Origin of the sequence: Moorena sp. SIO4A1 (genome assembly GCF_010672065.1) — a bacterium.
In the GTDB taxonomy this organism is placed as follows: Bacteria; Cyanobacteriota; Cyanobacteriia; order Cyanobacteriales; family Coleofasciculaceae; genus Moorena.
The window spans coordinates 151,352-165,968 of the sequence record NZ_JAAHHX010000009.1; the positions used below are offsets into that span (position 1 = coordinate 151,352).

General features: G+C 44.3%; 7 protein-coding genes. 4 read left to right on the plus strand and 3 right to left on the minus strand.

Annotation, left to right across the window (positions count from 1 at the left end; translation table 11 throughout):
- Positions 1 to 277 precede the first annotated feature (277 nt).
- A complete protein-coding gene (locus tag F6K53_RS10035; RefSeq protein ID WP_293080508.1) occupies positions 278 to 2,542 on the plus strand; it encodes a bifunctional (p)ppGpp synthetase/guanosine-3',5'-bis(diphosphate) 3'-pyrophosphohydrolase in 2,265 nt (754 codons plus the stop codon).
- A gap of 193 nt (positions 2,543 to 2,735) precedes the next feature.
- Here the strand turns inward: F6K53_RS10035 and F6K53_RS10040 are convergent, their stop codons facing one another.
- Together F6K53_RS10040 and F6K53_RS10045 are read right to left on the minus strand one after the other, a co-directional pair.
- Positions 2,736 to 3,692 carry a ribonuclease Z gene (locus tag F6K53_RS10040; protein ID WP_293045182.1) on the minus strand — a complete coding sequence of 319 codons (957 nt, stop codon included), beginning with the start codon at positions 3,690 to 3,692 and terminating at the stop codon, positions 2,736 to 2,738.
- Positions 3,693 to 3,978: 286 nt separating this feature from the next.
- A complete protein-coding gene (locus F6K53_RS10045) occupies positions 3,979 to 5,763 on the minus strand; it encodes an iron uptake porin (protein WP_293080510.1) in 1,785 nt (594 codons plus the stop codon).
- Positions 5,764 to 6,461: 698 nt separating this feature from the next.
- Here F6K53_RS10045 and F6K53_RS10050 point away from each other — a divergent pair.
- Both F6K53_RS10050 and F6K53_RS10055 read left to right on the plus strand, forming a co-directional pair.
- Positions 6,462 to 10,778 carry an NACHT domain-containing protein gene (locus F6K53_RS10050; RefSeq protein WP_293072635.1) on the plus strand — a complete coding sequence of 1,439 codons (4,317 nt, stop codon included), beginning with the start codon at positions 6,462 to 6,464 and terminating at the stop codon, positions 10,776 to 10,778.
- 146 nt (positions 10,779 to 10,924) lie between these two features.
- Complete coding sequence (locus tag F6K53_RS10055) at positions 10,925 to 11,101, plus strand: hypothetical protein (RefSeq protein ID WP_293072633.1); 177 nt, start codon at positions 10,925 to 10,927, stop codon at positions 11,099 to 11,101.
- On the opposite strand, the gene F6K53_RS10060 is transcribed toward F6K53_RS10055, so the two are convergent.
- A complete protein-coding gene (locus F6K53_RS10060) occupies positions 11,025 to 12,368 on the minus strand; it encodes a glycosyltransferase (RefSeq protein WP_293040658.1) in 1,344 nt (447 codons plus the stop codon). The genes F6K53_RS10055 and F6K53_RS10060 overlap by 77 nt on opposite strands.
- A 142-nt stretch (positions 12,369 to 12,510) precedes the next feature.
- Between F6K53_RS10060 and shc the strand changes: the two genes are divergently transcribed.
- Positions 12,511 to 14,424 carry a squalene--hopene cyclase gene (gene shc / locus F6K53_RS10065; RefSeq protein WP_293073060.1) on the plus strand — a complete coding sequence of 638 codons (1,914 nt, stop codon included), beginning with the start codon at positions 12,511 to 12,513 and terminating at the stop codon, positions 14,422 to 14,424.
- The last annotated feature ends 193 nt before the right edge of the window (positions 14,425 to 14,617 follow it).

Consider the following 14,617-nt stretch of genomic DNA (forward strand, 5'->3'; position numbering starts at 1 on the left):
GTCCTATTAAAGACAAGGTAGTTACCAAAACAACAATTTGGCTCTGCCACTTAAATATTGAAGCAAGCTTCCATCTCTTTAAACTTGAGGATCCGGACAGCATTCTGGCTTGACGAAAAAGGAGGGTGAGAGGAAGCTTTACTTACAGTGATTGCTTACTCAGAAGGGTTTGGCTGCATGGATAGGCTTGCCGCCCTTCTGAGTCAGTACTCATTTTGCTAGATTTCGGTTTTCCTCGACTCCAGTATCTATTTTTTTCTCTGAGGGGCAAATAATTATGGACGCGATCGCCACCTACTCTATTCTGAATTTTAACGTTGAGATTCCTGACTGGCTGCAATATTGCTTAAAAGCCGCTTCATCAGCGGCAGAGGAACCAGTCGGTGATCATACTTTGTTAATCGCTGAGGCATTTAAATTTGCTTACCAACTCCATGAAGGTCAGTACCGCAAATCTGGAGAGCCTTACATTGCCCATCCGATTGCAGTGGCTGATCTATTAAGGGATTTGGGCGGCAACTCTACTATGATAGCGGCTGGATTCCTGCATGATGTAGTTGAAGATACGGAAATTACTCCAGAAGAAATAGAATCCCGGTTCGGAGTGGAGGTACGAAATTTAGTAGAAGGGGTAACCAAACTATCTAAATTCAACTTCTCCAGTAAAACTGAGCGTCAAGCGGAGAACTTCCGCCGGATGTTCCTCGCCATGGCAGCAGATATCAGGGTAATCGTTGTCAAACTGGCAGATCGATTACATAATATGCGGACCTTGGAATACTTGAAGCCAGAAAAACAGGTTCAGATTGCCCAAGAAACCCGAGATATCTTTGCCCCCCTAGCCAATCGGTTAGGAATTGGTCGCTTTAAATGGGAACTAGAAGATTTAGCCTTTAAGTATCTCGAAACAAGTGCTTATCGGGAAATTCAGTCATTGGTATCAGAAAGACGCTCAGACCGGGAACAGCGCCTGAAGGAAGTCTCAGAACTTTTGCGAGAGCGGATTCATAAAACCGGTGTTCATTGCGTTGATATTAGTAGTCGCCCCAAGCACCTGTATGGGATATATCAGAAAATGCAGCGCCAGAACAAGGGGTTTCATGAAATCTATGATATTGCTGCCATGCGGGTGATTGTGGAAAGCAAAGAGGAATGCTACCGAGCCTTAGCCGTTGTTCATGATCTGTTCAGACCAATTCCAGGTCGGTTTAAAGATTATATTGGTTTACCCAAACCCAATCGCTATCAATCCCTCCATACCGGAGTGATTGGGTTTAATGGTCGCCCGATCGAAGTCCAAATTCGCACCCTGGAAATGCACCATGTGGCGGAATGGGGTATTGCTGCTCACTGGAAGTATAAGGAAACCGGTGGCTCTAATACTACCAAATTCACGGCTGATGATGAAAAGCTGACTTGGCTGCGGCAGTTATTGGAATGGCAGAAAGACCTGAAAGATGCTCAGGAATACATGGAAAACATCAAAGATAACTTATTTGATGAAGATGTCTATGTATTTACACCAGATGGTGACGTAGTCGCTTTGAGTCGGGGAGCAACCGCCGTAGACTTCGCCTATCGGATTCATACCGAGGTGGGAAACCATTGTGCTGGTGTACGAGTTAATGGTGAGTGGCGGGTACTCGATTGTCCTCTAAAGAATGGGGATATTGTAGAAATTATCACCACCAAAAACGCTCACCCTAGTCTAGATTGGCTCAACTTTGTGGTAACAGCCAGTGCCAGAAATCGTATTCGGCAATGGTTTAAGCGATCGCATCGGGAAGAAAATGTGGCTCGGGGTCGGGAACTCTTAGAGAAGGAACTTGGGAAAAAAGGATTTGAAGCCTTGCTCAAATCAGCACCAATGCAAATTGTGGCGGAGCGCTGTAACTACCACAAAGTAGAGGATTTACTGGCTGGTCTGGGTCACGGTGCAGTGACACTCAACTTTGTAGTGAAACGACTACGGGAAGAACTACACGCTGGTTTAGACAATGAGCCAGGAGAAAGTGAAGTGGTTCAAGAGTATTCTAGCTCTACCCCCATTCATCCCCAATCCCAACTTCCTGCTAAGACACATCCTATTGCTGGTGTAGAAGGACTACTGTATCGCCTTGCTGCATGTTGTAACCCCTTACCGGGAGAATCCATTATTGGGGTAGTCACTCGCACTAAGGGGATTTCCATTCATCGGCAAGGATGTGTGAATGTGGAAAATGTTTTAGGAGAAAGACTAGTACCGGTCAGCTGGAATCCCACTGATATCGATAACGGACGTCCCCAAACCTACCCGGTGAATGTGCAAATTGAAGTGATTGACCGGGTTGGTGTCTTCAAAGACATTCTGTCTCGCTTAAGTGACCAAAACATTAATGTCCGTAAAGCTCAAGTCAAAACTCAGTATGGCAGACCAGCTCTAATTGACCTGTGTATTGATATTCTCGATCACCAACAACTAAACTGCAGCTTTGCCAAAATTCAACAAATGAGCGATGTGTTAAATATCCGACGTGTTTCCCAGGTGGAGGAATGTAATTGAAGGTAAGAAGGTTAGGAGGTTGAACGCGAACGCGTTGCCTTTTGGCCAAGGTTAGGAGGTTGAAAGTTAGAAGGTTGAAAGTTAGAAGGTTAAGACTTAACAGTCAAGATTCAACCAACAGTCAAGATTCAACCAACAGTCAAGATTCAACCAACAGTCAAAATTCAACAGATAACACTCAAACAGTCAAGATTCAACAAACAACTTGTTTTTCTTCTGAACGTCGTCTAGGCACCTCATAGGTGAAGAAATCATAGGCTAAGATGGTATTTGGGAAAATTGCCCGTGCTTCTTGAAGCAAATCATCTAACCTAAGGGGGTTTCCTGGAGCATAACGAGGACTGAAATGGGTCATAATTAGCTGTTTGACCCCTGCACCAAGGGCAACTTGGGCTGCCATGGTAGAGGTAGAATGTAAGCGCTCAATAGCCATCTGAGCGTCTTGATGGGCAAAAGTAGCTTCGTGAATCAAAACATCCCCATCCTTTGCCAGTTCAATGGCCTGCTCACAGAAGATAGTATCGGTACAATACACTACTTTACGACCAGTTTCGGGTGCTCCACACAAGTCAATGCCCTTAATCTCACGCCCATTAGGTAGGGTAATCGTTTCTCCCCGTTTGAGTTTACCGTAAAGAGGACCAGACGGAATTCCTAATGCGATCGCTTTTTCTACATTAAACCTGCCCGGTCGGTCTTTTTCACATATTCGATAGCCAAAGGCTGGCACACGATGCTCCAGGGGTAGACAGCTAACGGTAAATTCCTGGTCTTCGTAGAGTAAACCAGGTTTTACGGTGTGAACCTTAAAGGGGAATGCCAAATGGGTGCGAGAGTATTTTAGGCAAGCTTGGAGATAACTATCTAAACCCGGTGGTCCATAAATATCAACCCTGTCGATGTTTCCCGCTAAGCCACAGCTTGCCAACAGACCTGGGATACCAAAAATATGGTCGCCATGGAGGTGGGTAATGAACATTCGTCTGATCTGGCTGGTTTTCAGGTCACTCCGCAAAAGTTGATGCTGAGTACCTTCGCCACAGTCAAACAGCCAGACTTCTGCACGCTGAGGTAAGCGCAGCGCTACACTGGACACATTGCGCGATCGCGTTGGGACTCCGGAGCTAGTTCCTAAAAATGTAATTTCCACGCAGCCTGTTTTTGAATCTTCTTGTATATATAGTACACAGCCTGAGTCTGATCATGCTCAATGTGCAAAGCCTGTGAACGTATTTAGGGAATAGGGAATAGGGAATAGGGAATAGGGAATAGGGAATAGGGAATAGGGAATAGGGAATAGGGAATAGGGAATAGGGAATAGGGAATAGGGAATAGGGAATAAGCAACAGGCAACAGGGAAGTGGGAAAAAATCCTGTGTACCTTATAGTTATTAAAAACGCTGTATTTAGGCTATATTAGCAAATCAACCAACAAATCAAAAAATAAATTTAGTTTTAACCATTGGCACTACGATACTATTGTTGTTACTGTTGTGTTCTGGAGATATAATTACAAATAGACCGGGAGTGATGGATATATTGTCATTTATTTGGTAGCGATAAAAGGTCTCTAAGTGATAAGATACATCCGAATCTTGACGACTGTTAATATCATTTTCAGCTAGTCTAGGGGGCATTCCAAACACGAAACCTAATTCATTGCCTTCTTTGCCTAAATCGGGAAATGCCATAGTTATCGCCCAAGTCCAGATATCAGCTTTAGCCCCCTTTGAGCCATCAAAACCACTTTGGCGGGGAGAGGATTCGGCGTTGGCATTGATATAACTAAGCCAACCCCCAAGGGCAAAACCAGGACTAAATCGATATCTCGCTTGTAAACCAAACCCATTAGCCGAGGTAGCGGTTTGATCACCAAAGGGTGCTTGGGAAAATTGACTGCCAGTACTGCCAGTTACATCAATCCCTGAGTTTGGTTCAGGAGAATAGTAATGGACATAATTTAATCCAATACCTAAACGCTGATTTGGTGTTAAGGTTAGCTGAGTGAAAGCACCAAATTGACCATTAAATAGCCCATTACCTTCGGTGGGATTAGAGATACTAGCGGCACTACCTAAATAAGCTACACTGATTCTAATTGAGTCATTAAATTGATAACGAATAGCAGCGCCACCACCTTCAGTTAGGCGATAAAGGGGGTTATGTACTCCAAAACGGGAGAGGGCTGAGACGGGATTGAGGGGGTCTGTAATCTCATCGGCTGAGAGACCGGCTGCTGCAATATGAGCTTGAATGCGATCGCTAATCGGGAATCGATAATATAGTTCGGTTAAGACAAAGTCTTGATCAGTATTTGTGTCAAAGTCATAGAGAGTCATGTCTGTGCCATCGAGGGGGTTATTCAATTCGGGCACGTTGGTAGCGTCGATTCTAGTGCGTAACAGGTCTTTACCGGTAAAACTGGTATCAAAGGATAATAGGGCTTGACCTGTGAATGTAGTGGTGAGACTATCGTCTTGAGTTGGGCTACTGCAACAAGGGGCAGCTTTATTATCAGTGAAGTAGTCAATTAGGATAAAGTCTACTTCGCCATTGAGCTTAGTCGTGGTGGAAAACTCAGTAATTTCGACTTCAGCAGTACGAGCGGTGACAGCATCGAGGTTACCACGCAGTCGAGCTAGTTCGAGGGTAAACTCTCCTTGCAAACCCTTGATTGCTTCTAGATCTTCTTTAAAGTAGGAAGATGACAAATCGGGAGCAGCAATCACCTTACTGAGCTGATCGAAACAGGTATTGAGAGCAGCAGCAAATTCATAACGGTTGAGGGGACGATTGCCACGATAGCTACCATCAGGATATCCTGCCATACAACCGTAGCGCTCTACGATAGATTGTAAGGCTTGGAATGCCCAATCTGTGGGCTGGACATCCGATAACTGGGATACTGATGTGACTTGAGCCATCGGATCATCTGTCTGTTCGATATTGGGTTCGATATGGGGAGTTAGTTCATGGTCAAACCCTTGTGTACTTGTTGGTAATTCCGTTATTGGTGATCCTGGTAACAACTGGTCAACAGGTGTCACCTGCTCCATGACTTCCACAGAGATGGGGGGAAGTAACTCTACTGCTATGGATAATTCCTGGGCGGTTGTTGACTTTGGTTGAGATTCATTGGCTAGACCATTGGGAGTTAGTAGAAAGGCTGCAGCGATCGCAGCTGGAGTTACATGGGGTAAGCTCCAAGTAAGTTTGAGCATTGGGAACGATAGTTGACTACTCACACCGAAAACATTGATATAATGGCGCAAATTTCAGCAATTTGCCCAGTAGGATGATGGTAACAAGGGTGTTTTCTTAGATTAGGCTCAAAGGGGAAGTGTCGGAAGTGTGGGGGGAGAGGAGAAGTAGTTTTCGAGGCTTAAAAATATCTTTAAATATAGTTTTGATGATTATTATCCTACTTCCTGTTCTGTTGACAATAACGATAGACAGACATCAGCCATTTTGGTAAAATTATATTGCTAAATTAAACACTTCTGGCGGTAAAGCTAGCAGGGTAAGCTCATCTAATTTTCTATAAATTGTAACTGAAAAAAATCTGATTAAACCAATTTTTATTGAAATTGGAAAAAATCGAGGTCAAAATAAGTACCTTTGTTCTACTCAATCGCTGAACTTTCAAGGTACTTTGAGCAAAAAAGAATAAACCGTTGCGATTCGGTAAAGCCGACGCTTGACTTCGCCACACTCCGTGAACGCGAACGCCATTAGGATTTTTCAGATTTATCAAATCACATTCTCAATAATCTCAAAATTATTGAGAATGGAGGCAGCTTATTGACATGGCCGCAGCAGATTTTAGGTTTGTGATACTATAAAATAACTTTCATCTGTAGTTTGTGATACGAATTTAGATGAGCTGACTCTGGTAAAGCTAGTTATCCCCACCACACCCATGTTCATAATTGACGACATCATTAGTGCCATTGTCTCTTTAGGTGTTACTCAGGTAACAGACAAGCTGAATCGCCAAGAAACCGTTGTCAAACTCTTAACAAAATTCAAGCTCAAACCTGATGCACCACCCAAGAATTTTGAAGGTGTTTATGTCTACACCCTAATTGAATACGGTGTAGGGAAACCAGAACCATTCCTTAAGCTGTTGCGACAGGCAAACGTAAAAAAAGCATTCAGGACTGCTTTTGAACAGGATAACCCAAGTCTATGGTTAGATGTAGCTCAAGACTATCTCCAGAATGAGGATTTGGCGGATAAAATTATAGCACTAGGTCTTGATTATCGCCGCGAGTTGGCTGAATTTAGTGCCCTGTTTATCGACATTGCCAAACGTTCCCGTACACCACTAGAAGTAATAGGTGACCATCAGCGAAAAAATTTCCAGCAAAGTTTACAAAGAATACTAGAAAAACCTAATAGCTTAGTAGAAATAAGTGATCAAGGTCTTTTATCCCGAACTCAACCGAGAGAATCAGTTTTAGCCGAACAGATGAGAGGTTGGTTTAAAGCACTTAGCTATGAGATGGAAAATTACCAAGTCTGGGGAGATGATTATTTTGAGTGGATTATTAACATTCCTGCACGGCGGGGCTATGACCGCATTTTAGTACGAGGGATACAGGGAGAAGCAGAAGTTAGTGACTTAGAAGCACTGCGTCAATCAGTAGAAGCACAAAGCACTGATGAAGGGTGGCTGGTAACCAGTCGCCGCATTAGCAAAGCAGCAAGGGAGCAGGTACAGCAACGAGAAAACCGCTATCTATTTTGCTATACCTTTGATGAACTTCTCGATGAAACAGCAGATTTTAGTGGTTACATTGATTGGTTAGAAGCAGAGGTAAAAAGCCGAGGCATTGACCAGATGTATGTGCCTCTGGCTTGTACTAAAGAAGAATTTCATCCAGCCACTAAACACCTAGTCGCTGTCAGTCACTATGAATCAGAGGATGGTTGGATTGATGGCTATATTGACCGTTGGCTTGATGACCCAGCAAAGGAACATATTTCAGTGCTGGGGGAATTTGGTATGGGAAAAACTTGGTTTGCTTTTCACTATGCCTGGAGTGCTGTGCAACGTTATAAAACTGCAAAAGCTAGGGGAAGAGAACGTCCTCGTCTGCCTTTAGTAATTACGCTGCGGGATTATGCTAGAGCTTTGGATGTAAAAAATGTGCTAGCGGGTTTCTTCTTTAGTCAACACAACCTCCGGATCAACAGCAATGTGTTTGAACAACTCAACCGCATGGGGAAACTGTTAATTATCTTTGATGGTTTTGATGAGATGGCAGCCAAAGTTGATCGTCAGCGGATGATAAACAATTTTTGGGAATTGGCACGGGTGGTCGTTCCCAATTCTAAGGTTATTCTTACCTGTCGCACTGAGCATTTTCCTGAAGCTAAAGAAGGTCGTGCTTTACTGAATGCCGAATTGCAAGCATCCACAGCTAAACTGACTGGAGAAAAACCCCAATTTGAAGTACTAAAATTAGAGAAGTTTAATGATGACCAAATCCGAAAAGTGCTGTCATTCCAAGCTAAACCGGAAACGGTTCAGAAAGTGATGGGAAATACTCAACTGTTAGATTTAGCTCGTCGTCCGGTGATGATTGAGTTAATTTTGGAAGCCTTACCGGAAATTGAGGCTGGTAAACCTGTGGATATTTCCCGCATTTATCTCTATGCAACACGCCGGAAGATGGAGCGGGATATTAAAAGCGATCGCACTTTTACCTCAATGGCAGATAAGCTCTATTTCCTGTGCGAGTTGTCTTGGGAAATGTTGTCTACTGACAAAATGAAGCTTAATTATCGATTGTTCCCCGACAGAATTCGGCGGTTGTTTGGGAGGGTGGTACAGGAGCAAAAGGATTTAGACCACTGGCATTATGACATGATGGGGCAAACCATGCTAATTCGTGATGAATTAGGTGATTATACTCCAGCCCATCGTTCTTTGTTGGAGTTTTTTGTCGCGTTTAAGTTAGCTGCGGAGTTGGGAGTCTTGGCAGCTGATTTGGCAGAAATTGCTGATGTGTCCAGGTTTGAGGCTCAGGTGGATTTGCCCAGTACCTTTGGTAAAGCACCTTTGGCTAAGGCGGTGTTGGATTTGCTGGTTCCCATGCTTGAGGCTGGGGAGGGTACCAAGGAAAGTTTGTTAGAGGTTGTGAGGGGAACGAGGGGTAAGACTGAGGAGGAAGTTGGTTATGTGGGAGGGAATGCGGCAACCTTGTTGTTGAAGGCACAGCCATCGGCGTTGGAAGGTTGTGATTTGAGTGGTTGTATGGTTTTGGGTGGGGATTTTGTTGGTGCTAGTTTAACAGAGGTGAATTTTGCTGGGGCAAATCTGGCTCATTCCCTGTTTAATAAAGTCTTTAGTACAGTTTTTTCTGTTGCCTTTCACCCCAATGGTGAGATTTTTGCCACAAGCGATCGCCTTGGAGACATTCGCTTATGGCGAGTAGCTGATTGTAAGCCAATCGCGCTTTTTCAAGAACACACGGATTGGATTCAGTCAATTGCTTTTAGTGCAGATGGTAAGATTATCGCTAGTGGTAGCGGTGACAGAACCGTTAAAATCTGGGATGTGCAAACTCAACAGTGTCTACACACTCTTAGAGGACATACTAATGGAATTTGGTCAATTGCTTTAAATTCAGAGCGTCAGATTATAGCTAGTGGTAGCGATGACAAAACTATCAAGCTTTGGAACATCAAAACTGGTCAATGTCTGAGAACTTTGGCAGGACATACTGAGCGAGTCAGAGCGGTGGATATTAGTCCTGATGGTAAAAGGATTGCTAGTGGATCTTATGACTGCAATATCAAACTTTGGGATGCTGAGAGTGGAGAATGCCTAAAAACCTGGCATGGTCATACGGATCGACTTCATTCCGTAGCTTTCAGCCCAGATGGCAAAACTATATGTAGTACTGCTGGTAAACAAGATCCTACTATTAAGTTGTGGGACATCGATACAGGTCAATGTCTTAAAACTTGGCAAGGTCATCGTGGTCGAATATTATCAGTAGTTTTTAGCCGTGATGGTGATAGTATAGTAAGTGGTGGTGCAGATCACACTTTGAAAGTATGGGCTTTTGACCAGGAAGAATGTATCCAAACTTTCACAGGACACAACCTGGAGGTTTTTTCAGTTGATATTAGCCTCGATGGAAAAACTTTATTGAGTAGCAGTGCCGATCAAAAAGTAAAGTTATGGAGTATTAAGCAGCAAGAATGTTTGCATACCTTACAGGGGTATAGTGACTCGGTAAAATCAGTAGCTATTAGTCCTAACGGTAAGATACTCGCTAGTAGTGGTTATGACCATAGAATTAAGGTTTGGGATCTAAGCACGGGAGAATGCATTAATACTCTTCAAGGACATACTTTAGGGGTTTATTCCTTAGTTTTCAGCCCCGATGGTATAACTCTAGCCAGCAGCAGCGATGATACAACTATAAAGTTATGGAATATTAGTACTGGAGAAGTACTAAAAACCTTTCAGGAGAGTACCGCTGGTTTCTACAACATAGCACCCGCAATCGCCATCAGTCCTGATGGTATGACCCTAGCTAGTGGTAGTAGGGATAAAACCCTAAAGCTATGGAATCTAAGCACTGGAAAAGTGCTCAAAACCCTGGAGGGGCACGCTGCTCCCCTAAGATCAGTAGCATTTAGTCCTGATGGTACAACTATTGCCAGTAGCAGTGAGGACAAAGCAGTAAGACTATGGAATATTAATACTGGAGACTGTTTTCAAACCTTGTTGGGTCACACGAAGCGAGTATTTTCAGTAGCATTTAGCCCTGACGGCACAATTATTGCCAGTAGCAGTCAAGATAAAACTATTAAGTTGTGGGATATCCAAACTGGAGAATGTCTGCGAACGTTTCAAGGTGATAGTGGTTGGTTCTGGTCTGTGGTCTTCAGTCCTGATGGCAAAACTATTGCCAGTAGCGGTCATGAAGCAACTGTAAAACTTTGGGATGTACGAACTGGACAATCTTTGAAAACTCTAAACGGTCATACTAGCATAATTTTTGGATTAGCTATCAGTTGTGATGGCACTATTATTGCCAGTGGCAGCTTAGATGAAACTATTAAAATCTGGGACATTCAAACAGGCGAATGCATCAAAACCCTCAGCAACAAACCCTACACCAACATGAAAATCACTGGAATCCAAGGTTTAACGGACTTAGAAAAAGCAACCCTGAAAGCATTAGGGGCAGTAGAAAGGAATTATAGACATTGAAGTATAGTTATGGAAAGGGTAATAGTTAATAAGCAACAGCATATCTGGTCACAAAAATATGTTTTAAATTTTACTTCGACTGCTATAAAATTAAACTTTAAACCTTAAACCTTAAACCTTAAACCTTAAACCTTAAACCTCCAACCTTGGCCTTTGGCCACGCTACGCGAACAACCTTGGCCTTTTGGCCTTTAGGCCACGCTACGCGAACGGCCACGCTACGCGAACAACCTCCAACCTCCAACCTCAACCCTCAACCGAATAAACCCTTCCTTTCCAAGCACCACCCCTTCCTTGCCAATGTCGCCATGCTGAATCTATAGTCATTAGGGTATAGAGCAACCCGATCCCAGGTAAGCAAAATCCCAGCAGAGGAGAACATTGATAGAGACGCAGTGTCGGTAAGTAAGCTAAAGCCATCAGCAACCATGTCACAAAAGATGCGATCGCATTCAGCCAATGTCCAGTCAAAACACTAACGATTAAACCAATCGGGGGTACTAGATAAATTAACGTCATTCCCATCACTGTACCGACTAATAGCCATGGGGAATACTCTAGTTGGGTAAAGGCGGTGCGAGCAATCATATTCCAGATACTGGCTAAAGAAGGATATGGTCGTAAGCTGCGAGTTGATTGACTTAGCCCTAACCAAATGCCACCAAAGCCAGGGCGTTGCTGATTGGTTTTGCTAAAGCCCCCTAAATCCCCCGAGCGAGCAATCCCTCGCTCGGGGGGACTTTGAGAGTTTTGTACCCCCCAGCGAGGGATTGCTCGCTGGGGGGCTAGGGGGGCGAAACTTGCTGTATTACTAGATTTAACTGCTTGAGCTAGGGCGCAATCATCGATTAATGCTTGACGCACCACCTCAATCCCACCGATGCGCTTTAAGGCTTGATGGGGAATTAAAATACATCCTCCAGCCGCAGCCGCAGTAGATTTTGTGGGGTTATTGACCCAAGCAAAGGGATACAGTTTTTGAAAGAAGAAGACAAAAGCAGGAATAAGTAGTCGTTCCCAAAAGTCTTGGCATCTGAGCAACACCATTAGGGAAACTAGATCCAAGTGTTCCATCTCAGCTTTAGTAACCAGTTGACGGAGATTGCCTGGATCATGCTCAATATCAGCATCGGTAAATAAAAAATAATCTGGGGCTGGGGTTTGCTGCTGCCCATGACGAATCCCCTGTTCTAAGGCCCAAAGTTTACCTGTCCAGCCAGGGGGTAGCTCTTGACCGGATAATACTTCTAGTTGGAATCGTTCGGAGGATTGGTTGCTTTCCTGGGCAAGGGCTTGAGCAATGGTAGCAGTTTGATCAGTGCTTTGGTCATCGACTACAATCACCTTCAAGCAGCCAGGGTAGTCTTGAGCCAGAAGCGATCGCAATGTCGTGGGGAGCAACTCAGCTTCATTACGAGCTGGAATTACAGCACAAACCCTGGGTAAGGATTCCCCTTGACCTACAGACCTGGTAGGGAAAGTCTCTATAACCAGCCGTTGGTCTGCTCGCCAAAACTGACCCCGAAATCCTAGTAATCCGATCCAAATCCCTAAGGATAGAACAGTTATTCCTAATCCGATTGTATCCATTTGTATTGATAGCTATTGCCAATTATCCACTACAAATAGCAAAATAACGTAACCAAAGGTGCGACCCAAGGCCGCGAGGGATTGCTCGCGGCCTTGGAGGCGCGCACCGATGAATCTGGTGTGTGAAGTGGAACGGTAAAACATGCAAACCCAAGACAGGATTGTAAACTCAGGGGTTACAGAAGCGATCGCAAATAGCCAAAGCTATCTACTCGCTCAGCAATATCCCGATGGTTACTGGTGGGCAGAACTAGAATCTAATGTCACCATAACGGCGGAAATTATCCTACTCCATAAAATTTGGGGAACTGACAAAGAACGACCTTTACATAAAGCGGAAGCCTATCTGCGTTCTCAACAGCGGAAACATGGTGGCTGGGAACTTTTCTATGGCGATGGTGGGCATTTGAGTTGTTCGGTGGAAGCTTATATGGCACTTCGCCTTTTGGGGGTACCCGCCAGCGACTCAGCTTTGGTCCGAGCCAGGGATTTTATTCTCAGACGAGGTGGCATCAGCAAAACCCGGATTTTCACCAAATTTCATTTAGCCTTGATTGGCTGCTATAGCTGGCGCGGGATTCCCTCGATTCCCCCCTGGATAATGTTGTTTCCGCAATGGTTTCCCTTTACGATCTATGAAATGTCTAGCTGGGCAAGGGGAAGTACAGTTCCTTTATTAATTGTCTTTGACCAGAAGCCAGTATTTGATATTCAGCCAAGCATCACTCTAGACGAGTTATATACCGAAGGAGCTGATCACGCCAAGTTTGAGCTACCTCGCAATTCCGATTGGACAGATTTATTTGTATTGCTTGATGATGGATTTAAGTTAGCAGAAGACTTGAATTTAGTTCCATTCCGGAAGCAGGGACTGGCAGCAGCAGAAAAATGGGTCTTGGAAAGGCAAGAAGCCACAGGAGACTGGGGGGGAATTATTCCAGCCATGTTGAATTCCCTGTTAGCGTTGCGTTGTCTCAACTATGATCTTGCGGATCCGGTCGTGCAACGGGGACTTGAAGCCATTGATCGCTTTGCCATTGAAACCCCTGACAGCTACCGAGTCCAAGCCTGTGTTTCCCCAGTTTGGGATACAGCTTGGGTATTGCGAGCGATGGTGGAATCTGGTTTAGAACCGGATCATCCAGCCTTAGTTCGGGGTGGCGAATGGTTGTTGCAGCAGCAAATACTAGACTATGGGGATTGGGTGGTCAAGAATCCCCAAGGGAAACCAGGAGGATGGGCCTTTGAGTTTCAAAACCGTTTCTATCCCGATTTAGATGATTCCCCAGTGGTGATTATGGCCTTGAATAGCTTGAAACTGCCTAATCAGAAACTAAAGCAGGCAGCCATAGCTCGTGGCTTGGCTTGGATAGCATCAATGCAGTGTAACCAAGGGGGTTGGGCGGCGTTTGATATTAATAATAATCAACACTGGCTCAATTCTCTGCCCTATGCTGACCTGAAAGCGATGATTGACCCTAACACAGCGGATGTGACCGCACGGGTCCTGGAAATGCTGGGTTCGTGTAATTTATCCATAGAATCCCAGCAGTTAGAGAAAGCGATCGCATTTTTGATTCAGGAACAGGAAGCCGATGGCAGCTGGTTTGGTCGTTGGGGGGTTAACTATATCTATGGCACCAGTAGTGCTCTTTCCGCCTTATCTAAAATAGCGCCTCACACCCACCAACGTAGTATCGAACGGGGTGCGGCTTGGCTAGTGAAATGTCAAAACCTCAATGGTGGCTGGGGTGAGACCTGTCTTAGTTACGATGATCCCAGTCTTAAGGGACTAGGAATCAGTACCGCATCTCAAACCGCTTGGGCTTTAATTGGTTTAATGGCAGCAGGAGAAGCTACTGGCAACTGGGCAAGGGATGCCATTGAGATGGGAGTCAACTACTTAGTGTCAACTCAACAGCCCGATGGCAGTTGGGATGAAACCGAGTTTACAGGCACAGGTTTTCCCAGTCATTTTTATTTGAAGTACCACTTCTATCAACAATATTTCCCGTTGTTGGCCTTGGGACGGTATCAAATGTCTGTTTCAAGTTGAAGGTTGTTGGTCAGAATGTAGAATTAAGAATGTAGAATTAAGAATGTAGAATTAAGAATGTAGAATTAAGAATGTAGAATTAAGAATTAAGAATTAAGAAGGCAGAATGGTGAAGGCAGAATGGTGAAGGCAGAAGACAGAAGGCAGAAGGCAGAATTCCCAATTCTCAATTCTTAATTCCCAATTCCCAATT

Coding starts and splice junctions, on each gene's coding strand:
- F6K53_RS10035 (WP_293080508.1), top strand. CDS start 278: ATGGACGCGATCGCCACCTACTCTATTCTGAATTTTAACGTTGAGATT.
- F6K53_RS10045 (WP_293080510.1), bottom strand. CDS start 5,763: ATGCTCAAACTTACTTGGAGCTTACCCCATGTAACTCCAGCTGCGATC.
- F6K53_RS10050 (WP_293072635.1), top strand. CDS start 6,462: ATGTTCATAATTGACGACATCATTAGTGCCATTGTCTCTTTAGGTGTT.
- F6K53_RS10060 (WP_293040658.1), bottom strand. CDS start 12,368: ATGGATACAATCGGATTAGGAATAACTGTTCTATCCTTAGGGATTTGG.
- shc (WP_293073060.1), top strand. CDS start 12,511: ATGCAAACCCAAGACAGGATTGTAAACTCAGGGGTTACAGAAGCGATC.